This is a genomic window from Paenibacillus sp. FSL H3-0286 (assembly GCF_045040705.1).
Classification (GTDB): Bacteria; Bacillota; Bacilli; order Paenibacillales; family Paenibacillaceae; genus Paenibacillus_AQ; species Paenibacillus_AQ odorifer.
Genome location: NZ_CP150285.1, coordinates 3,385,760 through 3,411,115, shown reverse-complemented (window position 1 = coordinate 3,411,115; position 25,356 = coordinate 3,385,760). Strand labels below are relative to the sequence as shown.

22 protein-coding genes and 1 pseudogene are annotated in these 25,356 nt (G+C 39.9%); 6 read left to right on the top strand and 17 right to left on the bottom strand.

Annotated elements, in window-relative coordinates:
* Nucleotides 1–74: 74 nt before the first annotated feature.
* Nucleotides 75–1,631, bottom strand: coding sequence for an ABC-F family ATP-binding cassette domain-containing protein (locus tag MHB37_RS15480; protein ID WP_036677991.1), 1,557 nt, complete (start codon nucleotides 1,629–1,631; stop codon nucleotides 75–77).
* Between the two features lie 231 nt (nucleotides 1,632–1,862).
* Here MHB37_RS15480 and MHB37_RS15475 point away from each other — a divergent pair, with 231 nt between their 5' ends.
* Complete coding sequence (locus MHB37_RS15475; protein ID WP_076306429.1) at nucleotides 1,863–2,447, top strand: AAA family ATPase; 585 nt, start codon at nucleotides 1,863–1,865, stop codon at nucleotides 2,445–2,447.
* Nucleotides 2,448–3,039: 592 nt separating this feature from the next.
* Here the strand turns inward: MHB37_RS15475 and MHB37_RS15470 are convergent.
* From MHB37_RS15470 to MHB37_RS15435, 8 genes are all read right to left on the bottom strand, one after another.
* Nucleotides 3,040–3,927: an RsiV family protein gene (locus MHB37_RS15470; protein ID WP_076217533.1), complete on the bottom strand. Its 888-nt coding sequence runs from the start codon at nucleotides 3,925–3,927 to the stop codon at nucleotides 3,040–3,042.
* A 1-nt stretch (nucleotide 3,928) separates the two neighbouring features.
* Nucleotides 3,929–4,435 carry an RNA polymerase sigma factor gene (locus tag MHB37_RS15465; RefSeq protein WP_076125785.1) on the bottom strand — a complete coding sequence of 169 codons (507 nt, stop codon included), beginning with the start codon at nucleotides 4,433–4,435 and terminating at the stop codon, nucleotides 3,929–3,931.
* 90 nt (nucleotides 4,436–4,525) lie between these two features.
* The gene (locus MHB37_RS15460) at nucleotides 4,526–6,412 is read right to left on the bottom strand and encodes an acyltransferase family protein (protein WP_405169548.1); all 1,887 of its coding nucleotides are present in this window, start codon (nucleotides 6,410–6,412) and stop codon (nucleotides 4,526–4,528) included.
* A gap of 172 nt (nucleotides 6,413–6,584) precedes the next feature.
* The gene (locus MHB37_RS15455; protein WP_076280679.1) at nucleotides 6,585–7,655 is read right to left on the bottom strand and encodes a stalk domain-containing protein; all 1,071 of its coding nucleotides are present in this window, start codon (nucleotides 7,653–7,655) and stop codon (nucleotides 6,585–6,587) included.
* Between the two features lie 72 nt (nucleotides 7,656–7,727).
* Nucleotides 7,728–8,189, bottom strand: a complete 462-nt coding sequence (locus tag MHB37_RS15450; protein WP_076125878.1) for an NUDIX hydrolase — start codon at nucleotides 8,187–8,189, stop codon at nucleotides 7,728–7,730.
* Between the two features lie 36 nt (nucleotides 8,190–8,225).
* Nucleotides 8,226–10,025 carry a DUF2201 family putative metallopeptidase gene (locus tag MHB37_RS15445; protein WP_405169547.1) on the bottom strand — a complete coding sequence of 600 codons (1,800 nt, stop codon included), beginning with the start codon at nucleotides 10,023–10,025 and terminating at the stop codon, nucleotides 8,226–8,228.
* 2 nt (nucleotides 10,026–10,027) lie between these two features.
* Nucleotides 10,028–11,089 carry an AAA family ATPase gene (locus tag MHB37_RS15440; RefSeq protein ID WP_405169546.1) on the bottom strand — a complete coding sequence of 354 codons (1,062 nt, stop codon included), beginning with the start codon at nucleotides 11,087–11,089 and terminating at the stop codon, nucleotides 10,028–10,030.
* A 127-nt stretch (nucleotides 11,090–11,216) separates the two neighbouring features.
* The gene (locus MHB37_RS15435) at nucleotides 11,217–11,705 is read right to left on the bottom strand and encodes a hypothetical protein (protein WP_340395596.1); all 489 of its coding nucleotides are present in this window, start codon (nucleotides 11,703–11,705) and stop codon (nucleotides 11,217–11,219) included.
* A gap of 205 nt (nucleotides 11,706–11,910) precedes the next feature.
* On the opposite strand from MHB37_RS15435, the gene MHB37_RS15430 reads away from it, so the two are divergent.
* Nucleotides 11,911–12,339 carry a MarR family winged helix-turn-helix transcriptional regulator gene (locus tag MHB37_RS15430; protein ID WP_036678010.1) on the top strand — a complete coding sequence of 143 codons (429 nt, stop codon included), beginning with the start codon at nucleotides 11,911–11,913 and terminating at the stop codon, nucleotides 12,337–12,339.
* Between the two features lie 29 nt (nucleotides 12,340–12,368).
* Complete coding sequence (locus MHB37_RS15425; protein ID WP_076125795.1) at nucleotides 12,369–14,003, top strand: MDR family MFS transporter; 1,635 nt, start codon at nucleotides 12,369–12,371, stop codon at nucleotides 14,001–14,003.
* 91 nt (nucleotides 14,004–14,094) lie between these two features.
* Here MHB37_RS15425 and MHB37_RS15420 read toward each other — a convergent pair whose 3' ends face one another.
* A complete protein-coding gene (locus tag MHB37_RS15420; protein WP_405169545.1) occupies nucleotides 14,095–14,646 on the bottom strand; it encodes a DUF1541 domain-containing protein in 552 nt (183 codons plus the stop codon).
* A gap of 175 nt (nucleotides 14,647–14,821) precedes the next feature.
* Here MHB37_RS15420 and sleB point away from each other — a divergent pair, with 175 nt between their 5' ends.
* Nucleotides 14,822–15,463, top strand: coding sequence for a spore cortex-lytic enzyme (gene sleB, locus MHB37_RS15415; RefSeq protein ID WP_076125799.1), 642 nt, complete (start codon nucleotides 14,822–14,824; stop codon nucleotides 15,461–15,463).
* Between the two features lie 190 nt (nucleotides 15,464–15,653).
* Here the strand turns inward: sleB and MHB37_RS15410 are convergent, their stop codons facing one another.
* Complete coding sequence (locus MHB37_RS15410) at nucleotides 15,654–16,205, bottom strand: GNAT family N-acetyltransferase (protein WP_405169544.1); 552 nt, start codon at nucleotides 16,203–16,205, stop codon at nucleotides 15,654–15,656.
* A gap of 325 nt (nucleotides 16,206–16,530) precedes the next feature.
* Here MHB37_RS15410 and MHB37_RS15405 point away from each other — a divergent pair.
* Together MHB37_RS15405 and MHB37_RS15400 are read left to right on the top strand one after the other, a co-directional pair.
* Nucleotides 16,531–17,170: pseudogene (locus MHB37_RS15405) on the top strand (DUF2935 domain-containing protein).
* A 251-nt stretch (nucleotides 17,171–17,421) separates the two neighbouring features.
* On the top strand, nucleotides 17,422–18,213 hold the full coding sequence (locus MHB37_RS15400) for a hypothetical protein (protein WP_312149527.1): 792 nt from the start codon (nucleotides 17,422–17,424) through the stop codon (nucleotides 18,211–18,213).
* A 70-nt stretch (nucleotides 18,214–18,283) separates the two neighbouring features.
* Here the strand turns inward: MHB37_RS15400 and MHB37_RS15395 are convergent, their stop codons facing one another.
* From MHB37_RS15395 to MHB37_RS15370, 6 genes are all read right to left on the bottom strand, one after another.
* Nucleotides 18,284–18,550, bottom strand: a complete 267-nt coding sequence (locus MHB37_RS15395) for a CD3324 family protein (protein ID WP_038570858.1) — start codon at nucleotides 18,548–18,550, stop codon at nucleotides 18,284–18,286.
* Nucleotides 18,551–18,737: 187 nt separating this feature from the next.
* Nucleotides 18,738–20,132, bottom strand: coding sequence for a protoporphyrinogen oxidase (locus MHB37_RS15390; protein ID WP_076280682.1), 1,395 nt, complete (start codon nucleotides 20,130–20,132; stop codon nucleotides 18,738–18,740).
* A gap of 143 nt (nucleotides 20,133–20,275) precedes the next feature.
* Nucleotides 20,276–22,879 (bottom strand): ABC transporter permease, encoded by a 2,604-nt coding sequence (locus tag MHB37_RS15385; protein ID WP_405169543.1) that lies wholly within the window; start codon nucleotides 22,877–22,879, stop codon nucleotides 20,276–20,278.
* Nucleotides 22,876–23,559: an ABC transporter ATP-binding protein gene (locus MHB37_RS15380; RefSeq protein ID WP_076125806.1), complete on the bottom strand. Its 684-nt coding sequence runs from the start codon at nucleotides 23,557–23,559 to the stop codon at nucleotides 22,876–22,878. The genes MHB37_RS15385 and MHB37_RS15380 overlap by 4 nt, the downstream gene beginning before the upstream one ends.
* A gap of 95 nt (nucleotides 23,560–23,654) precedes the next feature.
* Nucleotides 23,655–24,656: a sensor histidine kinase KdpD gene (locus MHB37_RS15375; RefSeq protein ID WP_076125808.1), complete on the bottom strand. Its 1,002-nt coding sequence runs from the start codon at nucleotides 24,654–24,656 to the stop codon at nucleotides 23,655–23,657.
* Complete coding sequence (locus tag MHB37_RS15370; RefSeq protein WP_076125811.1) at nucleotides 24,657–25,340, bottom strand: response regulator transcription factor; 684 nt, start codon at nucleotides 25,338–25,340, stop codon at nucleotides 24,657–24,659.
* Nucleotides 25,341–25,356 lie beyond the last annotated feature (16 nt).

The following is a 25,356-nucleotide window of genomic DNA, read 5'->3' as shown; positions in this document are numbered from 1 at the left end:
TTCCGCTAAAAAAAGCCTATGAAGCGTAACAGATTCGTTAACACTCATAGGCTTGTTCATCAAAGACTTACTTATTAGAATACTTTCGTTGTCCAATCTTCGCAATTCCAGATATCGGTTACGATGTCCTGATAAAAATCGGGTTCGTGAGAAATCATAAGAATACTTCCTTTGTATGCTTTTAGAGCGCGTTTCAGTTCATCTTTGGCATCGATATCCAAGTGGTTCGTCGGCTCATCTAATACGAGAATATTAGTTTCGCTATTAATCAGCTTACATAGACGCACTTTAGCTTTTTCCCCACCACTTAGTACAGCAATCTTACTCTCAATATGCTTCGTGGTTAATCCGCATTTAGCTAGAGCAGCACGTACTTCGAATTGTGACAGAGACGGGAATGTATCCCAGATTTCCTCAATACAAGTCTTGTAATTGCCTTCCTTCATCTCTTGCTCAAAATAGCCAATCTCCTGATGATATCCACGTTCTACTGAACCAGACAATGCAGAGATTTCACCTAAAATACTGCGCAGCAATGTTGTTTTACCAATTCCGTTTGCCCCAACCAACGCGATCTTCTGTCCACGCTCCATCAACAAATTAAGCGGTCTGGACAATGGAGAGTCGTAGCCGATAACCAATTCTTTTGCTTCGAAAATCATCTTGCCGGCAGTTTTACCTTCTTTAAAGTTAAACTGTGGTTTCGGTTTCTCCTTGGCAATCTCGATGATCTCCATCTTGTCGAGCTTCTTCTGTCTGGACATCGCCATGTTACGGGTAGCCACGCTGGCTTTGTTACGAGCTACGAAATCCTTCAGCTCTGCTATTTCTTGCTTTTGGCGATTATAAGCAGATTCAAGCTGTTGTTTTCTCATTTCGTAGACTTGTTGGAATTGCTCATAATCACCCACATAACGGGTCAGCTTTTGATTTTCCATATGGTAGATCAGGTTGATAACACTATTCAAGAATGGCATATCATGTGAGATCAGAATAAAAGCATTATCGTACTCTTGAAGGTAACGTCTCAGCCATTCAATATGCTGCTCATCCAGATAGTTCGTAGGCTCATCGAGGAGCAAAATATCTGGTTTTTCAAGCAATAGCTTAGCAAGCAAGATTTTGGTACGTTGACCACCACTAAGATCGGCTACATCGCGATCCAATCCAATGTCAGTGATCCCTAGTCCACGCGCGGTTTCTTGTACTTTCGCATCGATCATGTAAAAGTCTTGATTTGTAAGTGTATCTTGGATGGTACCTACTTCTTCAAGCAGCTTTTCCAGCTCTTCAGGTGAAACGTCACCCATTCTGCCATACATATCGTTCATCTCTTGCTCAAGATCGAACAGGTACTGGAAAGCACTTCTGAGTACATCTTGAATCGTCATTCCTTTGGTTAACACTGCATGCTGATCGAGGTAGCCAACACGCACCCGCTTGGACCATTCGACTTTACCTTCATCAGGTTGCAGTTTGCCTGTAACAATATTCATAAAAGTGGATTTTCCTTCGCCGTTAGCGCCGAATAATCCGATATGCTCGCCTTTTAGGAGACGGAATGAAACATCCTTAAAGATCGCACGATCTCCAAAGCCATGACTTAATCCTTCAACATTTAATATGCTCATTTATGGACACCTTTTTCTTATTTTTCTCGCTATATTATAAGCAGGATTAGCTAAAAACTCAATGGAGAAGCAAAAAATTATCATTTTATGGGCTAATCCGCGAGCAATTTTAGTTTTGTGGACCGTCATTTGCCGAGAATGGGATTACGCTGGCGATTGCTCGTCATCTTTTATATGATAGTATGCATAGATACACATTGGAGTTGACTTGAGAACTAAGGAGAATTAGAAATGAATAAACTTGTATTTTTTCTTGGTCCAGCTGGAGCAGGCAAAACAACGTTAGCTAAAGCGATTGCTTCGCGGCGCAAAATACCTTTTTTCGATATGGATATTCTACTACGGCCTGCTGCTGACGCGATAATGACTTTACACGGACTGGATCCGGCAGATAGAGACTCAGCTGAGTACAAAAGGTTATGCCGCGATTTAGGTTATCGAATCACTATGGATGCTGCGCTGGATAATATAGGCTTGGACGTCGATGCTTTTGTAGTTGGTCCCTTTACCAAAGAGGCGGCCAATCCTGACTGGATCAGCCATGAGTTAGCTCGGATCGGGCGTTCCCTTCATGATGTTGAGGTCAAGGTTGTCTTGGTAGGGTTAGCCAACGAGGAATTGTACCGGGAACGAATTCAAGACAGACAATCACCACTAGATGAATGGAAGTTCCAGCATTGGAATGAATTCCGCACTTCTCTTGGCAACCGTACGGTAGAATGGCCGCTCCCGGCTGAAAATATTGCGTTGATCGACAATTCTAACCCGGATATTACTGCTACTGCTGCGGCAGTAGAACGATTTATTTACGGCTAAACTTTCGGACCCAGATGGCCTTAGTTCCACTTTTATCACCTTTTGTGCAAAGTTTCGGACCCCAGTGCAGCTATTCGTTAGAAAAGTGGCTTGGGACGTGTTTTTCGTGCCAATAGCGACGATGCGGTCCGTTAGAATTGCAAAAGTGCGATAATGCTGCGTTTAGGGTCAGCTGAGTCCGATAGCAACAGCGTTCGCGTCAAATAATGAGAGCAAACGATGTTTGAGGCTTTGACGAAGCGTTTTGGCTAAACTTTCGGACCCAGATGGCCTTATTTACACATTTAGCACCTTTTGTACAGAGGTTCGGACCCCAGTGCAGCTATTCGTTAGAAAAGTGCGCTTGGGGGATGGTTTTCGTGCCAATAGCGACGATGCGGTCCGTTAGGATTGCAAAAGTGCGATAATGCTGCGTTTAGGGTCAGCTGAGTCCGTTAGCTACTGCGTCACCCGTAAAATAATGAGAGCAAACGATGTTTGAGGCTTTGACGAAGAGTTTTGGCTAAACTTTCGGACCCAGATGATCTTATTTCCACTTTTTCACCTTTTGTGCAGAGTTTCGGACTCAGATCACGTTATTCCCAGAATTCTTTTATTGAATATACTTCTGACTGACCAAATCATCAGCAAGCACCGCGGTTGGTATCACAAATTCAACGGAGCCCATATAACCCGGTGCGACATCGTATTTATTAAACACAATTACAAGCTTACCTTCGGTGTTGATATAAAAGCTCTGATCCTTCGTAATGGAGGTAAACTGATCCGTTGGCACATCATCGCCATACTCAGGGATCCAGTAAACTTTCTCAGAGTCTGCTTTCATTTGAGCAATCATCTGTTCTTTAATATTTTCACTGATGCGTTCAATGTATTGATCATCTTTAAATAGCATTGGCAATGTAATAAGGATCTGGTTCACTTTGTCTATCGTATCAAAAGTAACTTCCATTGAAGATGAACCAGCGGTTTCCTCAACATATCTGCCAATGGAGAAAATGCGCTCATTATCCGTTTTCACTTCATAACCTACATCCAGCCCCAAATGGCCCCCACCTTGTTCCTTCAACGCTTCGATCTCCGCTTGGAACTTTTCGTATAGTGCTTTATTCTCACTTAAATATTTGCTGTTCAATCCAAGCTCCAGTTCTTTGTTTTCCATATCGGTAACGGCTGGAACTTTGATATTAGCATCGTAGTTCTCTTCTTCTACAACGTATTCTTTAATAGTTAGTACTTTTATTATCCGATCAACGCCTGGAATGGAAGATAATGCACTAGCTACGGTTGTACTAGTGTTTATGGCTACTAGAAAAATAACTGCGGCCGCACCAACACTAGCCACCCACTTAGTTGTCGTGTGTTTTTTTCTATTGGCTTTAAGTGACTGCTTTATAGAACGGTTTACAATCAAATCAAGTTCATCCGGAATGGGAATATCGGTATACTCTTTATGTAATTCTTGTATTCTTTCGTCCATCTTACTTTATCTCCTTTAAGGCTTCATCATTCAGCTTCACCCGCAATAACTGAAGGGCCTGATACAGCCTTGTCTTTATTGTATTGGTGTTCTCGTTAAGAACTTCAGCCACTTCATTAATCTTCATATCCTCAAAATATCTAAGCACAATCACACTTCGGTATTTCGCCGGCAGCTCTTCCAGTGTTCTTTTCAAATCCATATCTGTATAGCTATCCTCAACAGCCGGACTATAGGTTTCTATTATCTCTGGCTCCATCGTCTGAACCTTCTTGTTTCTGCGCAAAAAGTCTAAGGAAGTATTCACGACAATCCTGTAAAACCAGCTTTTCACGGCATCGTGATCCTTTAGCAAATCCATTCGTGTCATCGCTTTATAAATAGAATCCTGCACAATGTCGAGGGCATCCTCTTTGTTTTTCACATAACTGTAAGCAAGCCGGTATACATTTTCTTTGTTTTCTTTGATACATCGCGTCAATATTTTCTCGGTTTTCCTATTCAACATGGTCGATTATCCTTCTCTGTTTGTGATCTGGTGTTGTAACAGGAGTAAGACGTTTGGCGAGTATAAAAAAGTTTGGAGATTCCAAATAAATTATTTATTTTCTTTTTCCAAAGCTTTAATTAGAATTGATGCATAATACTTGGCACCCTCACGTTTCAAATGAACACCATCTTTGTAGAAGTAGTCGTCTTTTCCTTCACTAGCTGAGTACCAGTCTACTATGGTCGTATTCCTGAATTCACTGGAAACTTTTGAAAGGGTGGAATTCACAGTCTGCTCCCACTTTCTCGGCACACGTGTATTGACCAAAATAATCTGCTCCGCATCGCTTAACGAGTTTAGTAGTTTACGTAATTGCTTGGAGTTAAAAGCTCCATTCGTTCCCAGCTCTATGATCATCCGCTCCCCTAACCGTCCTTGTGCTCTAAGCTGATCAATTACCTCCTGTGCCTGCATCATCTGTCTGCCGACCTTTCCATCGATGACAATACCAGGGAGACTTTCTACCAAAAATGGTGCTGCATCCAAAATGACAGAATCGCCAATGGCCGTAATATTCTTTCCAGTTTGATTTTTCCCGGTTACCGCTATGTTTCCTTCTGGTTCAACTTGTTGCTCTTCAGTGTCAGGTTTTTGCTTTTCAACATCAGTCGTATCTTTTTCTACGGGTGGTGCCAATGAGTTGTGATCTATTGGATCTTGCGCTATTCCCTCTTGCTGTACATTCTGCTTCTCTTGCTGTACATTCTGCTTATCTGCAACTTCGATTGGAAGTGTGTCAGATTCAGCGTTGGATAAATATCCATTGCAGGCAATCGGAATAAGAATCAAAAAGATCATGGTCATAAGAAAGACTGGGCGGTAGCTGCGGCGTTGTTTTGCACTCCAATTGTTCCAAATGTTTCTTAATGATCCCCGCCGGAGCGGCTCCTCGACATATTTGTATGATAAGGCTGCCAGTAGAAAACTTCCTGCTAACTGAAGGATAATTCGAAGCACGCCGCTCTCATCTGGATTCCCATTAGGGCTGGTAAGAATTATTACGGGATAATGCCAAAGGTATAAGCTATATGAACGTACACCTATCCATCGCAAGGGTTTACAGCCCATTTTCCGTCCAAGAGAGCTGGCAGGATGAGCAAGCACGGCAATCACTACTGCAGTAATGATAGAGATGATCAAAAATCCACCCCGATATAGTGATTCATCAAACTCGTTAACCCGGTAAACTAGCACCATTAATACCAGCAGTCCCAGAGCACCAATGATATCAAACATATAACGAGATCTTTCTGTGACTGTATTTTTAAGTTTCTGACTAGGCCATGCAACAGCAAGCGCCGCTCCAATTAGAAGTGCAAATATGCGAGTATCTGTTCCATAATAGACCCTGCTTGGATCTGTGCCCGGTACATAGAACATAGCCATGGCTAAAGCTGAGACAGCAGCACAAGCCAGAATCCAGGCAATAAGTTTACCTCGACGAGGTATGATCTTTAGTCCTAATACGAGCAGCAGCGGCCATAGAATATAAAACTGTTCTTCAATAGAAAGTGACCATAAATGTCCGATCGGAGAAGGAGGTCCAAAACTTTCGAAGTACGAAACATCATGAAATATTAACCACCAGTTATTAACGTAAAATAGTGATGACATGAAATCTCCTGTCAGCCCATTTAATCTCGTGGGATCTATGATTAAGAGCCATATGGTGACAACGATCAGCATGACTATCGTCGCCGGCAGCAACCTCCGTGCTCTACGTATCCAAAAGTCCAGAAGGTCCAATCTTCGATGACGCTCCCATTGGTTAATGATTTGGTCTGTGATGAGATAACCCGAGATCACAAAAAAGATTCCCACTCCCAGCAGTCCACCCCCAGCCCATTTCAAATTCAAATGATAGGCTATGACAGCGAGTACGGAAAAAGCTCTTAGTCCATCAATACCAGGCATATAACGCTTGTTGTCATTCATTCTGTTTCAGTCCTTACCCTTAATTTGTTGTTCATAGGCAGGACGCAGGAGCAGCTCAAAAAGTTCTTTAAACTGGCTAATCTGTTATCAAAAGTAAAAAAAACACCCGCGCAAGAATTACCCTGCGGGATGTTTTTAATAAATCAAACTACTTTCACAAACTTCTAAATGGTTATTTCTGAACTTCAACCTGAAGAATTTCTGATACGAATTGAACAGGTACATAGGTTTTGTTATCTTGCAGAACAGGTGCGGCACCTAAAGCTTTAGGAGTCATTTTTGCGAAGAAGTATGAATCTTTGTTAAGCGTAACACTTGTCCACTGTGCTCCTTTCATCAACTCAGCGGTTTTGGTAGACTGATTCCATTTCAATTCATAGTTTAGTTGACTGGCCACATCACGAAGCGATACCATGAGCACGCCTTTCTTATTCGTGAAAGTAGCTACTTTTTTCAAATCAAGCTTAGTTGTATCCGTTGAACTATGATTTAAGCTGAACCGAAACTCTGGTGAACCTACATAACCTGGCGCAATGCTGTATTTAGGGAATACGATTACTAAGTTACCTTTATCGATATAGAACGACTGCTCAGTTGAAGTTCCTGTGTACTCTTCTAAGAAATATTTATCTGAATCCTTTTTAATCGCTGCCAGAATGTCTGCATCGAGCTTCTCTTTGTAGTTAGCGCCCAGTAGATCCGTTAGCGCAACAGGTTCTGCCTCAGCTATATTTTTCACATTATAAGTATCGATCCGCGGCATGCTTGTTCCACCTTCAGAACCTTCAGTAGTAACAGTCAAGGAGATAACGCCTGCTGGAGAACCTGTTCCATCTGATTTCAGATCATAAGTAATATAAAGAGTATAAGGATGAAATTCCATTTGATCAGCTTGTGCTTTTTTGCCCATTTCTGCGGCGTCTTTCTCCCACTGTGCCAGATCCTTTTCAGCATGAGAGAGGATAATATCGTTCAGTTCATCTTGATAATGAGTATCCAGCATTCCTGTTAGCTGTGGTACTTTTAAATCTGCAATCAGGTATTTACTTGTTGTGTTAAGTACTTTTTCTTGCACTTTTATGCCAGCAAGGACTGGTGCTTTCGACGGTAAAGCCGCAGAAACATTAGCTGTTACTTGTGTGGAAACCATAGCATGAACCGGTAAAGAAGCTGCACTCACTCCCATAATGGCTACACATCCAACTGCACTCATTTTAAATAGATTTTTTGTTCTTTTGTTCATATCTCGTCATCCTCCATCTCTATTTATAAGTGCCTTCCGATGACACTCATTAGCTAGGACGCAGGAGGACCTCTAAAAAGTTTGCTGGTTTTCTAATTTAAATATAATTTCCTCAACTTCTGTACCCCGTAACTCTACGTAAAAAGGCTGCACCTCATCATTTAGACAATACTCCAGCCGCAGTCTGAGGTTTTTCCATGTGACCATTTCCAATGCTTGTTCTATCGAGAAAAACCCAACTTCTAAGCTCTCGGAACTAGTAGCAGGTTCGCCGCCGATGGCTTTCCCTAGAAATAGGTTAGTACAAATAGATCGATCAACATTTTGAAAAACTCCGCAGAACTTATTAATCTCTATATCAATGCCCGATTCTTCTTTGGCTTCCCTGATTGCTGCTTCTATAAGGGACTCCTCCTCTTCAACCTGTCCGCCTGGCATCTCCCATCCTCTACGTGGACCTTTTATTAATAAGATTTCTTCTTGATCATTGAATACAACTGTAGCTGCTGAAAGAATATGTTTGGGGGGATTCATATCCATTGTTACCTCGCTCTAAATTTATTCTAAGCCCTAATTAATTCTGAATACAGGTCCTTTGGGTGAGAAAGGTAAGTCATTTCCCTTGGGCAAAATATAAGCATGGTCTCTTTTAAGGGTCAGCTTGTCACAATAACCATCTGTAATAATTAGAAGTGGTCCTTTTTTCGGAAAATCCTCAGCTTGTTGAATCAAATCAATAGCTGGTTGTAAGATCGTTCCCCCTCTTCCCTTCACTTGTACCCGATCCGCGATAGCCTCCGGGGGCATGTAACCTGCATCATAAGGACAAGCATCACAAAAGATAATCCGTGCAAAAGGAACATCACGAGCCTGCGCATAACTTGAAATGGCTCCTAATGCTTTGGCCAGAAGCTTTTTATCCATTGAGCCTGAGGTATCTAAAATAACTCCAAAAGTGCGGCCATCATCTGCAGCACCGCTATGAACCCACTGTGGTCGAGGGATATCAGGTGTAGAAGATTGACGTCTGCTAATTCGTGAATAAGATCTGGTCTTCTCAAGCGGTGAAAAATAATGATCAAACCACCGAGCAAGCTCTACATCCCATTTAATAGGTGGCTGGCCTAGCGCTCTAATCTCTTCAACTAGGCCTGATGGCAAAAGACCGCGGCTTTGCTCTTCATGATACATCAGTCCTTGTTGCATAGCATTTTTACAGAAATCATCTAACGTCTGTCCTTCTCTCGCATCCCAAAAACTTGATGAACCGTTATCTAAAATGTCACCAAGTCCATTCCCTCTCAAGGTCGCCAGTTTCTTATAAGTGCGGATATCTCCGACCATACGATCATAAATCGTTTCAGCAGATAAACCTTTAAGCTCAGGATCTAATAAGAGTCCAATTCGCGGATACTCCCCTACACTCATTTCTACTAGCCATAGATTTATTACGTAGTCACAAGCCACATTCCAAAGATAATGATCCCGGCCAAGACATCGCTCGTGATGCTGAAGCCCCGCGTGCAGAAGCTCATGCGCCATCACGAAAATACACTCCTCATCGTTTAGTCCGGCTGCAGGGTTCATAAATATTTTGCGCTCAATAACGTCAATGGCAGCTATGGAAATATCAAATCGCCGACATATCGCTGGATCTTCTATAATCTCAAAGCCGGCGGCAAGCGCACCTAATAAAGGATATCTGTCCATAAACCATCGTTTTGCACGTTGTGGAGCGGTTAATGAAAGTGTAGGGTCACTAATAGTATTAGCATGGCCTCCAGCAACACTTACTGCATTCGTCACAGCATTAGATAACCCATAAGCAAAATAGGCTTCCCAATCCGGTGCTTTTCCCCAGTATCTTTTGGTGGTTTCTCTAACATTCATATCCAGTTTTGAAACACCCGCAGTCCCAAAATATCTGGAGGTGTCCGGAATTCCTTTTATCATAAACTGCTCGTAAAGCTGTTGTTCATCTTTAATTGTAAGATCAATTCGCGACTCCATATCTGCGGGTACTTTCCCAAGCTTCAAGTCATTTAAAAACTTTGCTATGTACACATCACATGCAACGTTCCACGCCACTTGATTCTCTTTAATCTTTAAATGTCCAAGACCTAAATGAAGAAAACAATGTGCCAAAACGTACATCCATTCAGCAACCTCGCCACGCCGTTTAGGATGAGTGTAAATATAACCGTTATTAGTGACAATTGCCCAGCCGTCTTCAGGATAGGAACTATTTTCATTATGAATAATCGAAGCTCGAACAGATAACGGCGCAAAAATAGGATGATCCGCGATTAACGAACATGCTTCATTAAAATTTTTCAAAGCGGGATTATCTGGAGTTGTTTTTTTAGCCATATTTACCCCCGCTCTTTTATTGCAAGACGTGGTAAATCACGTACAATTTCAACCATTAACCAATCTGGAATATTATCATTTTGCTCCTGCTTAGCAACTACTAGCTGTGCAATTTCAAAGCTAATGACGGACAAGTCTTTAATCAGCTTTTTAACAGTGTGTGCAAATTGGCGATGTCCATCTCGTACGTTATCTTTAATCGGAGGGAGTTCTTTGATAATCTGGGCACGCAAGGATTGCGCCAGGAAATACAGGAGATCCCGATCTTCTGGAGCCGTTGGAAATGAGGATTTACCATCTATAATTTGATTAAGTTCATATTTTCCAGTTAGATTTTTATAAAAAGCCCTGAATTGTGTGGCGTGAGCAGGTGTCAGTGAACCATTCGCTAAAATCCCCACGGTATCCGCATTTATATCATCGCCAAACTCATGTAGTGCATCACTAAGCATATGCCAAGAGCGTGGCGTGGAGAAAGGCTCTTCAGTCTTTGGAGGTGCACTCCACAAATGATCGGGACGCAATTCCAGATATTCAATAACCATAGGATGAATGTTATGCTCATATGCCCAAGAGATCCAATTTTGAAACGATACATTTAACTGTATATGGAACATCCGATTGATAAGCGCGGAGGACATAGGTTTAACAATTGCACTATCTTGTGCACGGTTACCAGCTCCTATTACTATAGAGCCCTCAGGTAGGTGATAATCGCCTATGCGGCGTTCGTGGATGAGACTATAAAAAGCTTTTTGCACTTCTTGAGAACAGGCATTAAGCTCGTCCAGGAACAAACAATAAGGTTCATCCCGAGCAATCATTTTTGGAGGACAGAATTGGCTCTTACCGTTAACGATTTGCGGGACTCCAATGATGTCTTCAGGTGCTAATTGAGAACCTAATAGAGACACACAAGGAAGACCCACCTGATCAGCAAAAGCTTCTACTAGCGAAGATTTCCCAATACCAGGCGCCCCCCAGATAAAAACAGGGCGAATCACAGAAACGTTTAGAAGTACTTGCATAAGTTGAATAGGTGTTACTGGCGTTGCTAGATTCAAATAAATGCTCCTTTTTAATGTATTGATAATAACGATAACTATACACAGTATAACAAATAATTCATTAGCTCAGGAACGAACTTCAACAACAGATGAATAACCCCACATCCTAGTCGAGGGTTACTATTTATTTCAGGGGAGGTTGTTGCGCAGATTTTAATAATTTCCCACCGTCATAATGTTTCCCATATTTTTTCACTATTTCTTTAATTTCATTATCTTCAGGAATTGAGTTTGAGATTTTCCATGTTAAAAAGTAAGCCTGTACTTTCCCGCCATAAAAAACCCATGAAAAAAATCTCATAGCAAATTTATGTGCACCTTTTTTCCTGAAATTATTCATGGAGCTTCCTTTTTTCCACACCGTTATAGTCTGCCCGACACCTCCCTGAAGTTGTCCAGAGAGCTCAGCATATAGGAGATTTTCATTTTTCTGAAGTTGCTTCTTAACGAAATTATTAATAGTTCCATTAATCATAATTCTGAATATATTGAAATTTTCTCCTCGTGTTACTGAGATAATCGCCGTTTGGGGTAACTCTACATCTCTATCGCCTAAAGTGAACTTTGCACCGTACTTATTGTTTGGATCTTGATGCTTAACCCATTCTCTCAATATAAACTCCCCCGATCCTTTCCCTATATATATTATCAACCCACTCTATTTCATTCGAAAAAACAAACCTTTTCTTGACGAGATATAAAAAAGGATGATATATTGTTTCACGCTTTAATAATTAAGTAGTTAATCATTTAGTTGTTATCTAAAATTTAATGGAATTACTTATTCCGCCCTATTTCATAACTTTAGGAGGCGTGATTTGGCTAATAATGAAGATTTTCTTCAGATATCTACTATGTTCAAATCCTTTTTAAAAGGAATCTCTCAAGATTGGAACAAACAAGACTACCCCCTAAATATTACACAGTTCAAAACCCTCAGGACTTTATCTAAGAACGGTCCACAAAACGTATCACAGATTGCTGCAGCTCTTGGTATTACCTCAGCAGCAATTACAGGCGTAACAGACCAATTAATCGCTGAAGATTACGTAAATAAGGAACGCGCCAAGGATGATCGAAGAGTGGTACACATCACCATTACGCAGAAAGGAGAAGCAACGATTAAAGAGGTGCAGGAACGCCATCAAGAACTTATGGAATCTTACTTTAAGATACTGCCCGATGAAGATATTGAGCATTTAAGAAGAATTTTCGCAGTTATAATTTCTGATTTAGACAAGAGATAAAATTTAAAAAGTGGCGGGGAAACAATCGAATGGAACATTTATCCAGCAAACGAAAACTTAGTATTATGATAGCTATTATGGCTGCAATGCTGTTCGCAGCGATTAATCAGACAATTACAAGTACTGCTATGCCGCGTATAATCGCAATTCTTGATGGCATGGATTACTATACTTGGACTATTAACATTTATTTATTAACATCAACAATAGCGACCGTTCTTGTCGGTAAGTTATCTGATATGTTCGGACGTAAACCCTTTCTATTAGCAGGTATTCTATTATTTATGGTTGGGGCTTTTCTGACAGGAACATCTTCCGATGTTTATCAATTTATCATTTATCGTGGGATACAAGGGGTAGGTGCAGGTATTATTCAATCCACCGCATTTACTGCCGTAGGTGACTTATTCCCTCCGCGTGAACGTGGTAAATGGATGGGGTTGATGATGGCCGTATTCGGTTTCTCCAGTGTGCTTGGACCAACGCTTGGAGGCTTTTTGATCGACAATATGGATTGGCATTGGCTGTTCTGGATCTTCCTACCGCTTGGTGTAGTGGCCTTCGTGATGATTCTTACCTTATTTCCTAAAGGCAAACGCGGAGAGTCAACCAGCATCGACTATTTAGGTTCCTTGTTAATGACAACTACCATCGTTCCTCTACTGCTTGCCTTCACCTGGGCAGGTACAGAATATGATTGGGGTTCTTCGCAAATTCTCGGCCTGTTGGCGGGAACAGTCGTTTCGGCACTTCTCTTTATTTTTGTCGAATCCAAAGCTAAAAATCCAATACTCCCGCTTCATCTATTTAAGAATAGTGTAGTTACCATATCTAATATTATTGGTTTTATTATGAACTTCGGTATGATGGGAGCTATGATCTATCTTTCCTTCTTCGTACAAGGTGTTCTGGGGATCTCCGCGACATATGCAGGGTATGTTACTATGCCAATGTCGATCGTTATGGTTGTAGCCAGTGCCCTTACCGGTCAAAAGATGGCGAAAAAAGGGAAGTATAAACGTTACGCATTAATTGGAATACCCATTATGATTGCCGGTATGACAATTATGGTATTTATGAATAATGTACCGATGGCTGTCCTAAGTATGATTGTGTTTGGTCTTGGGTTAGGATTGGGGATGCCAGTATTCTCACTAGCTACTCAAAATGCGGTTTCACACACCGAACTGGGTGTAGTAACGGCCTCCTCACAATTATTCCGTAATTTAGGCGGTACGATCGGTATCGCAGTCATGGGTACCGTTATGTCCAATAGTCTTACTAAAAACTTGAAGGAAGCTCTGCAATCGTCATCAGCACCGGATTTCACACAGATAGATCCAAAACTTGCTGAGCAAATGCTCTCCTTCGCTAATCCACAGGCATTAATGAACAAACCATTGCTTGAACAGACTCAAGCTAGTCTGCCAGCCGATGTACAGCCTGTCTTCTTACAAATGATTGAGGGTATCCGTGATGCTTTAGGACAGACATTGTCATCCGTGTTCTTAACCGGAACCATTGTGCTTGTTGTAGCTTTCGTGCTTGTCTTCTTCCTGAAGGAGCTTCCACTTCGTACTTCTAACCAAATGCCAGTTCCTGAAGAAGCTGAACAGGACCTGTCAAACATGAAATCTTCAAAACTTGCAGTGGATAAAACCTAACCGCAAATTATTTTGAAGCTGACTATAAAACAACAAAAACTGCAACGTACTCATGCGTAACTGAGTAAGTTGCAGTTTTTGTGTTGATCTATTATTTTACAGGTGAAAGCTCATCTTCTGTTACCCACTTATGATTTTTCACTTCATCTCCACCCGTAGTAGGTTTGTAATTAATCATATAGACAGTGGTTTTTTCTGCTGAGTTAATCTGAGCCGTTGCACCCTTCATATCCTTCATATGATCAGCTTCCATAATAACCTCTGAGCCTGGTTGATAGGATATATCCTTTGCTTCTTTTATTTCTTCATGAATAATCCACTTATGATTTGTAACCGGTTGACCTCCTGTAGTAGGTCTATAGGAAACATTATATGCTGTCGTCTCATAAGCTCCCACAATTGTCGCAATGGCTCCCTTCATCCCTTCCATATGGTCAGTTTGGATCACAGCTTCACTTCCTACTTTGTAAGTAGGATTCTCCGCTACCTTCAGATCTTTTGGAACTTCACCTGAACTTGAATGTGAGTTATGTTCCATTTGTGTATCGTTAGAAGACATCTGATTGCCATAGCTATTGTCATTACTACAAGCACTTAAGCTGAAAGCAGCTGCGACGACTAGTAGAAATAATTGCTTTTTCATATAAAAGACCTCCGAAATTTTATCTGCCTATAAGTATTATTTTACCCATTTCAGAAAATCACAAACGGAACTAAGGATTTACAGTTTGTAAAACAGTAATTTATTTTCCATTAAATGAGTGTTGTCTCAATGATTAAACTATATTTATAATGTTTTCTGAAAGGAGGCTACTATAATGAAGACTAAAATATTCACTTTGTTGCTTCTTTTGGGTCTGGTGAGCATGGCTACTATGATCGGTTCTGCTAATGCAGCTCCGCTATTAACCATAGGAAGTTCTTCAGGAGATGTATGGGATCTACAATATAGATTAAAAACCCTTGATTTCTATACTGAGCCCTTAGATGGGGTATACGGATCACAAACGAAAGCAGCGGTTGCTAAATTTCAAAAGGCCTATGGCATAAGCGCTGATGGAATTTCGGGGACAAAAACTTGGAATATTTTAAAAAAACACACACTTAATATTAATGAAATGGATATTTTGGCTAAAGTTATCTACAGTGAGTCTCGCGGTGAGCCTTATGTTGGACAAGTTGCAGTGGGTGCAGTAGTCATGAATCGTATACAATCTAGTCAATTTCCTGACAATATTAAAGAAGTTGTATTCCAAAAAGGAGCTTTCACAGCCGTATCTGACGGCCAGTATTGGCTTACACCAAATCAGACAGCTTATTTAGCTGCTCTTGATGCTGTTCGAGGTTGGGACCCCACAAACCATTCAATCTATTATTTCAATCCCGATACAGCAACTAGTGCATGGATTTGGTCACGTCCGCAAAACTTAAAAATTGGTAAACATATATTTGCAAGTTAAACGCATCAAATAGCTAAGATCAACAAAAGCCGATCTAACTACGATAGTTAGATCGGCTTTTATTATTAAACCTATTCGGTTGTGTTAGAATCCATTCCAAGCACTAAAGCCACCAAATATTGCAGTGAATTGTACTTATAAGCTTTTGCTTTTAGGAATGAATTCTTAAACATAACTTCGAAATCCCCTTTTATGGATTCGATAATTCTGATTGGTTATTGAATGTAAAAATCATCTTTAATTCATCATCATATGACTTCCCGCATTCCTCTAAATAACTATCACTAGTGTATTCTTTTAAAGTTTTCCTCCAAAAATGCTGTGCTCTCCTATTTGTATCCGTGGGATTCGTTTGCAGCTCCCAGTTACCCAAATGAAGCTTAAAGACTTCTTTAGCCGCATATTCAGCGATCCCCTTACCACGGTAGGGCCGTAGAATAAAAAATTCATTCAAATAGAATTCACAAACAGACGGTGTGTATGGTGGTGTAGCAACTAATGCAAACCCTACTGGAATATCATTTTCTTTTATTAAATAAGGATACAAAATGCCAGCTTTCTCCCACCAAATGTCGAAGACTTTATTCTGTTCCTGTAGTGTCTGTGTCTCGTCCTCCTCGAATACCCCGTATCGATTAGGAATCGTCCCCCATATTTCTGATAGATCGTGTAAGTATAGTGGGTAAAGGTTGTTAATAATAAACTTCGAGGCACTGTCAGTTAAGGTGATTGTGATATTCATGTCGTTCCCTCCCTACCTTCTGTCGAATTCCTGAATATATTTATGGAGATCACTAAAATATTATGGTTACTGGAACAAGCTTAATCTCCATCATACCTCCACAAGTTCTTGTCTAATGTCACTTCTTTTTTAGTATAATTACGACCTCGCTCTAGTTATATGCCATATTCGATTAGAATTAATTTTTATATAATGTCACCATTTATATTTGATAATTAAGTTAACCGTACCTACTGTACTTCTATATACTCGTCTTAACTTTTGCGGATACAGTACAAACCTCACGCATATTACAATTGTATAAAAATGGGAGGTGCGCTCAGATATGCCGGATCCTTTTGTTTCGAGATCTCTAGATGAAATAAGATTCTGGTCACGAATCATGAAAGAACACTCTTTTTTTCTTAAATTAGGGTTTCGTTGTGAAGACACGCAACTAATTAATGAAGCAAACCAATTCTATGCCACATTCGAAGCCATAGAGAATAGATCACTCGGATTTACTGTGGATTCTGATCCAGCTGTAATACGGAAGTTTAATGAGGAAGTTCATAGTGCAGCTTCACATATCTGGGCGTTTAAAAGAAAAATACTAGGTCTAATTCTACAATGTAAGCTTCCAGGCGGAACGAACTTCCCCTTATTAGTGGATCATGTCAGTAGGGAAGCCAACTATTTTCGAAATCGACTGGAAGAACTGAATCAAGGTAGGTTAGATCTTTTATCAGACGCAATTATTAATGAAAACCAAACCCCTGCTCAGTCAGCAACTTAACGAGAATAAAGTCTCAGTTAAATCTCTCCGTGACTTTAAGAAAACGGCACGTGATCTTATTGAGGAATGCCGAATAAAGAGCATCATCCATCCATTGCTTGCGGATCATGTATTCCGGGAAGCAGAACGATTCCTGTATATAATTGATGCATTTGAAGCCTCTTTGAATATGAATAAACAAATCGTATAGCATTACATATTTAATGGATAGGGCTACTACTTGTATCAAAAAATACAGGTTGTCGCCCTATCTATCTTTATATTTGACTTCATTTAATTCAGTAATCCATTCCCAATCGATGTATAGAGATTTAAAGCACAAAAAGTAGTTGGTATTTGAGAAGAAACACTTTATAGTAAAACTCAGGGAGGAATAGTAAGTTTATGGAAGACGAGATTGCTACCAGTAAATACAAAATCAATAGATAAGGATGATTGAAAATGAAAAGGTTTGGTCGATATTTGATACTATGCACTATGGTTATTGCTCTATTAATGCCATCCACTGTGTTTGCTGCTGATAAGAAATTGCTCAACGAAGCGAGTATTACTTTATCTAGTGATGTTATTCCCGTGGGTGGGACCACAAAAATAAAAGTTCGTTTACTAGCTGAAATGACCAGTCTTACATATGCAAAATTGACACCTGAAGTTTCTGATGAATCTATACTTACCATTGAATTGGATGGTTACTCAGATTATATTATTACAGGAGTTCAAGAAGGTTCTGCAGAAGTAGTCTTCAACATTCCTGGTTGGTCTGAAGAAAGATTTCCTATTACCGTTCTATCTGAGGCAGATTATGAAGAAAAGATGAAAACGCCACAAGAAGTAATAGATTTCACAACCTATTCTGATCAAATAGCAGCGATTTTTAAATTTGATGAAATTGCCTCTGAGGCATATGTAAAGAACAGAATAGATACAGGTAACAATAGAAAACAACGCTATACAGCGTTCAATAATGTAATCATTCCTAATTACACTAAGTTGGTAATAGAGGCGAAAAAAATTAAAGCACCCAATACAGAATTGCAGGCGTTACATGAAATCTATTTAAAAGCGATTAAGTTGCAATTAGAAGCAATGACAATGATGAAAGAAGCACTATACAAAACAAAAGTTTCGAGTACAGCTATTAATGCGGCAAATAAAAAGATGGATGAAGGCGTGAAGTATGAAGGACAGTTCGTAGATGGGATCAATAAATATCGGAAAAAGTATGGTATTTAAGATTAAATTATAATTAAATTCCAAAAACCACGTCAGAGTTTCCTCTAACGTGGTTTTTTTGGATGATAAGCTATTTTTTTGAATAAACAATTTTCTTAATACTATCCCTAGATAGGCAATATTCATCTGAAAGCTGGTCAACCGTTGCACCCACAGCAAACCTTAGACAGATTTCGATGTTTCTAGATCTTAAGTATTTTCTGCTCCCTGACTTTTCGCCCCATTTTACATGTGATTCTTCAGGCTTAGGGATATAAACCATACCCCCGTTGATATATTTCTGAATTTCCTCTAATAATTCTTTTGGGAAAATCGTATCTGCATTTACATATTTCATAATCGCTCTGCTCCTTAAACTTTTTATGAGTTTGAAGGTAGCAAAGTCTATTCTTTAAACAACCCATGCACACTGCACTAGCGGTAAAATCAATTTTTCGCTCTATACAAACAACCGCCGTTGTTTATAAGTCTAGACTTTGCATAGAGCTGATCGCTAATCTTCTCACGATTGTACACCCTCCTTTTTAATGTGAAATTACTTGTTCCAAAATACGCTCTGCTGTTTTTTCTCCATTCGCAATACAATCTGGAATGCCTACACCATAATAGGAGCATCCAGCAAGGATAACATTAGGATACCTGTCTGTCATCTTCTTCTCTAAGGATACTACAATTTGATGATGAAGTTTATGGTAGTTTGGCATTACATCATGCCATTTGGTCACATCGTAGGTAGCTGGCTGTCCTGTTATCCCGAGACTGGTCTGTATATCTTTCAAAGCCACCTTCAATAGTTCCTCTTCAGATAGCTTGATCAACGAATCATAATGAGGGTTTGAGCTTTTATAAAAGAGTCTGACAAGCAGACGCTGTTGTCCTGACGTATGCTCCCACTTGCGACTTGTCCACGTACACGCATTACATAGAACATCATCGCTGTTGGCAGTGATGAACCCTGTGCCATTCGCAGGCAGCTGACTGTCGGGGATATCAAATCCTAAATATACACTAATCATAGAACTATTATATAACTGATTGAAATCTTCATTTAGTTCTTCGTCTTGAAGTAGCGCTTGTGCAGTAGAATGCATCGTTCCAAGTACGACAACATCGGAGTCTATGATTCGTCCATCTGCCAAAGTTACCTGGTACTGCTCTCCACGCTTCTCAATTCTTTCGGCACGAATCCCTTTGATGATCTCCGAATTAGAAAGATGTTCTTCCATAGAGTCGATCAAGGCAGATACACCTCCCTTGAATGACATGAACTTCTTATCACCATTCCCTTGAAATTTGGCTTTATTTGCGGATAAGCCTTGAATAATACTGCCGTATTCATTCTTATAATCAATCAAATAAGGCAGCGTTGAGGCAATTGTAAGTTCGCTTAGCTTCCCGGAATATACACCTGAAAGAACCGGTGAAATTTGCTTCTCGACAAGTTCTTTTCCAAAGAATGCTTCTAGAAAATCACCCACGGAATCGTTTTTCGTAAACTTATTATTGGGAGTGTAGAAATCTTTGAGTGCTTCAACCTTTCCTTCAGCTGAGATCAGTTCTGTTGTAGCAAGCGACTCCATACTGAGCGGAATGCCAAAGACTGCATCTTTAGGAATTTGCTTCAGTTTACCTTCTGTATAAATAAAGGATATTCCTGTCGCGTTATATACAACCTCATTTTGAATACCCAACTCTTCAATCAGAGGTGCAACATTCGTTTTACGGGTGACAATAGAATCTGCCCCAGACTCCATAATGAAGTCTTCTTGTTTTAGTGTTCTGATTTTGCCGCCCAGTCTATCGCTGGCTTCAACCAAAATGATTTTTACATCTAGCTTGTTATGCTCTATAGATTTCTGTAAATAGTAAGCGGTAGACAATCCAGTAATTCCCCCGCCAATCACGACAACTGTTCTCAATTCGTTGACACCTACCTCGTGGTTATAATCTGTTCAATTCAATTGTGTACATTATATCATAGGAATTTATAAGAATTTACATACCAACGTGTCAGATATGACACAAAAAAGCCGCGTTAAACGCGGCAATGATGGGCTAATAGTTATATATTTTCCTGTTTCAATGCATCGATAATGTTCTCTTTTTTCACTTTTGAGCTTGAATATAACATAGCTGCGCTAACGATGATAAACACTGCCAATATGACACACAAGATACTCATCCACGGAAGTGTGAATCCATAAGAGAAGCTGCTCATCATTGATCTATAGATCAAGTACATAATAACTATACTAATCGGAAGCCCATATAGTAGTGACTTTATTCCATAAAAAACACTTTCGTAATTAATCATTTTATTAAAACCATTTGGCGTCATGCCCACAGACTTCAGCATCGCAAACTCTCTTTTACGAAGAGATATGCTGGTTGATATCGTATTAAAAATATTCGCAATTGATATTAAAGTAATCAAAGCAATAAAACCATAGGTGAAAATAGACATTAACATGATCATCTGCTCACTATTTTGTCTATTTTGATACACATTTTGAACATAGATATTCCCCTCTTTCATTTCCTCTATGGCTTGTTGTGTCGCTAATGGGTTTGTGCTGTTCAAGTTAAGCCGGCTTTGAATATCTTTGCTCATCGCATCATTTGTTAGTTTATCGAAGACTTGTTTAGAGACGATGATGTTTATTCCACCAACCATTGCTGAATGTACTCCCATTGGACGTTTATCAGTTAGAGCGACAATTTTTACTGGTGATAAATTCGTCTCTTTTTTGGTATCCCAATCCGTATAAATAAGCTCAAGCTTTTGGCCGACTTCAGAGTGAAAAGCTTTGGTCTCAACAATTTTTTTAGCTTTCTCATCCTCAAAGGTAACCGTATCATTCACAATAGCAGTCATCTGATCAAGCTTCGTTAGTTGTTCATAATTTATACCGACCGTTTCTGCATAGGTTTTCAAACTCTGTTCATTTAGTGCATAGATCTGAATATAGTAAGGATATTTCCCGTTCTTTAGAACACTCTTATCCGCCTGCACAATCTCTTGCAATTCTTTTGCCATATTTTTCTCATCAATCCATGAACTCACACTGAGTTCCTTAGTCACATTATATTCCGTTATATTAGGTAATTTGGATATCGAGTTCGTCAACCGGTCCACTTTTTGAGCGTCCTCAGTCCCCATATATACTTGGATATCATAGTTCAAACCATCCTGTGAGAGTTCTACCGATCTTCTCATATTAGAAGTGAACGCTGATACAGATAAAAATAAAACAATACTAATGACAAGTGAGAACACGGTTGCTTGGTACCTGCGTTTATTTCTCTTTAAATTCTTCAAACCAATTTCTGCTTCAATACCAAACAATCTGCGCACGAACTTGGATGTTTTCACCGCTTTACCTGAGAGCTTAACATCGGTTGTTTGTCTGATCGCATCAATTGCCGAGATCTTTGAAGCCTTTCTGGCTGGAAGATAGGTGGATATAAAAATTGTCAGTATTGAAACTAAACCAGCGGTTAGTAGAGACAGAGGTGTAACAATCAACATTAATCTCTCAGTTATCCCTAATACATCTTTAATCATCGAATTGATAAACATAAAAGTGATCCCGATGCCTGCTATACCGCAAATGATCCCAATTGGAATACTAATTAAACCGATAATCATTCCTTCAAAAAACACTGAATTCTGCTTTTGCCACTTTGTAGCCCCTACACTGGAGAGCATCCCTAAATGACGTGCACGCTCCGAGACAGAGATTGCAAAAGCATTATAGATTAAAGAAACGGAACCAATGATAATCACAACCATAATAATTACTGACAATAAAAGAAGTGTGTTACGTAAGCCATCGTTATTCGTCACACCATAATAGCGGAGCAGACTATTATTATAAGAGATCGACTCGATCTTATTTTCTTTTGCCAATTCCTCTGCATGCTTATATATGGAGCTGTCCACCTTTTTTAATACAACCGTCGCTGTGGTTTTTTCAGCTGCTCCAATCATGCTTTCATCCACATAACTTATGGCAGTATAACCCGGAGACCATGTTGGTTCCCAAGTAGGACGTTTTATCACTCCCACAATCGTATAGTTCATTGATTTTTTATGAATAATCTTTTCAAGCAGGGTATCCTCTTCAGTCCGTAATCGTTCATTCTGAGATAGGGGTTGGCCACTATTTTCATCATCGCTAGTGACACGTTCACCCACATCAAGCGTTAAAGTTTCACCAATCTTGTAAGAGACTTTTGCATTCTTTGCAATCTCCTCAGAAATGACTACTTCGTGGTTTGTCTTCGGGAGTCTACCTTCCAGCAGTTCAATCGGGAATTGTTTAAAACCAGCTGCATTATATTCCTTGATATACCAATAGGGTTTATTCTCATTCTTCCCACCCTCTAAAGGGGCGTAGCCACGATCGTTGGAGATCACTAGGGCTTTTGTCGCATCATCTGTTTCTATCGCTTTGAGCTGAGCTTTAGTAACATTTCTATATTGGACATGCCATTCTCCATTTGTAGAGATACTTTGCTTCTTCATTAATTCCATAAAAGAAAAACCTAACGTCGCCACAGCCGTTACCATAGCTACTGAAATGATAACTCCAATGATAGTTACCAATGTTCTTCGCTTATTCTGTTTCAAATGTCTTATAGTTAATTTGTTTACGATATTCACGGACGAATCACCTCATCTTTAGCGATCCTTCCATCTTCAATAGTAATAACCCGATCTGCTTGCAAGGCAATACGTTCATCGTGAGTAATCACAATCAGTGTTTGATTATACGTTTTATTAAACATTTTTAATAATTCAATAATTTCACTGCTATTCTTGCTGTCAAGATTACCAGTTGGCTCATCTGCCAGCATAATTGCAGGGTTACTAATTAATGCTCTGCCTATGGATACCCGCTGCTGCTGTCCGCCTGATAGCTGATTCGGCAGATGGTTTAAACGATTTTCCAAATTTAACGCCTTCACGGTATCTGCAAATTGCTTCTTATCCACTTTATGCTGATCGAGCAGCAACGGAAGTGTGATATTCTCTTCAACCGTCAGCACCGGTATGAGATTATAGAACTGATAAATAAGACCAATTTGTCTGCGTCTAAAGATCGCCAGCTGTGTTTCATTCAAATCATAAATATCCGTGTTATCTACAAATACTTTACCACTTGTCGGTCTATCCACCCCACCTAATAAATGCAGAATCGTTGATTTTCCTGAGCCGGATGGTCCAATAATCGCTACGAATTCACCTTTTTTAATTGAAAAAGATACATCATCCAGAGCCTTTACTGCGGTCTCGCCTTTACCATATGTTTTAGACAGATGTTCAATCTTTAAAATATCCATTGTTAGACCCCCATTTGTTGATGAGATCAGTATATCTGTCTACAATGACTCTTCAGTGACTCTTAAGTGACATTCTAGTCACTAAGCCATAAGTGTTAAATCACTTGCTTGTAAAATTTGATCCGAAATTGTGTCCCCTTTCCTACTTCACTCACCACATCAATCGTGCCGTTTTGTTCAGTGATAATACTTTGCGCCAAGGCAAGTCCGATTCCAACGCTGTCTTCGTTTGCATTTGTACCCTTGTAGAATCGTTTGAAAATATAGGGGATCTCTGCCTTAGGAATTCCTTTGCCATTATCAGTAATGACAATTTCCGTGAACAGCGTGTTTTCTGCAAAAGAAATCGTAATCTCTCCCCCAGCAGGTGTATGCTCTACACAGTTTTTCAGAATATTAATCATCGCCTCAGTTGTCCAATTGTAATCGCCTATGAATGAGGTAGCGTCTTCACCTTCGATTAGGATCCGTTGCTCCTTTATATCCATTGGAATCAGTATGGGCTCCATAGATTTCTGAACAAGCTTCTTTACTTTTATTGAATCTTTTTTAAATTGAATGGTTCCGGCATCGATCTTTGAGAACTTTAATAATGAAGAAACCAGCCAGCCAATCCGATCGAGCTGAAGGCTGATTTTCCGCGTAAATTCTATTCTTTTCTCAACGTCCAGATCAGGATCGCTTAATAAATCTGCCATCACGGTCATGGAGGTAAGTGGTGTTTTGAGCTGATGGGAGATGTCGGAGATCGCATTGGTAAGCTTTATTTTATCCTCTTGCAAAAGCAAACGCTGCTCCGATAACATCAACGTCACCTTATAAATATCATTTTTCAGGATACTAAGCTCGCCTTCCTGATTATCACGAACATCGAGCGAATAATTACCGCTGCTAATTTGACGTAGATACCCTGAAAGCTTCTCAATTTCGCGGTATCTCCAGCGGGTAAATAATAAACAACAACCTATAAGCAGAACTGAAGTTACCGCCGTGATCCCCATCGCTGCTGATGAAATAAATGCCGTTCCTATAATCGCCAGAAGGCTGATCGTAGTCATCGTTAGTAATAACCATCTAAATTCTCTGTTTCGTAACATCTAATCACCAACCTTATACCCTAAACCGCGTACTGTTTTGATCAGTGTGGGTTCTTGCGGGTTATCCTCTAACTTTTCCCTTAAGCGTTTAATATACACAGACAATGTATTATCATTTACAAATTCTCCGGCGACATCCCAAATCCGCTCTAACAGCTGATTTCTGGAAAGGACTTGTCCCACATGATTAGCAAATATCAGAAGCAGACGATATTCTAATGCTGTTAGCAGAACTTCATCGCCGTTCTTATAAACTTTTCCTTCAAGCGTATTAATCCGTATATTCTCTAGTTCAAAATTAGATGGAGTTTGAGCCTGCTTGTTATATCTCCTTAACACCGATTTAATGCGTGATAACAGCTCGCGAATCCGAAATGGCTTAGTTATGTAATCGTCTGCTCCCATATCAAGTCCCATCACTACATTAACTTCGTCATCAATCGCAGTTAAAAAGATGACCGGAATATCGCTCCGCTCCTTCACGATCTTACACAGATCATATCCGCTGCCATCCGGTAGAGAGAGATCAAAAATGCAAAGTGTTACTTCAGATAACCGCTCCGCCAACACCCTCCTAGCAGAGGTTGCATCATAACATAAAATAGTTTCAAAATGATCCTGCTGCAAGGAATATTCAAGTCCTGAAGCAATCGTTCTATCGTCCTCTACGAGCAATATTCTCATCAATGTTCATCCTAAC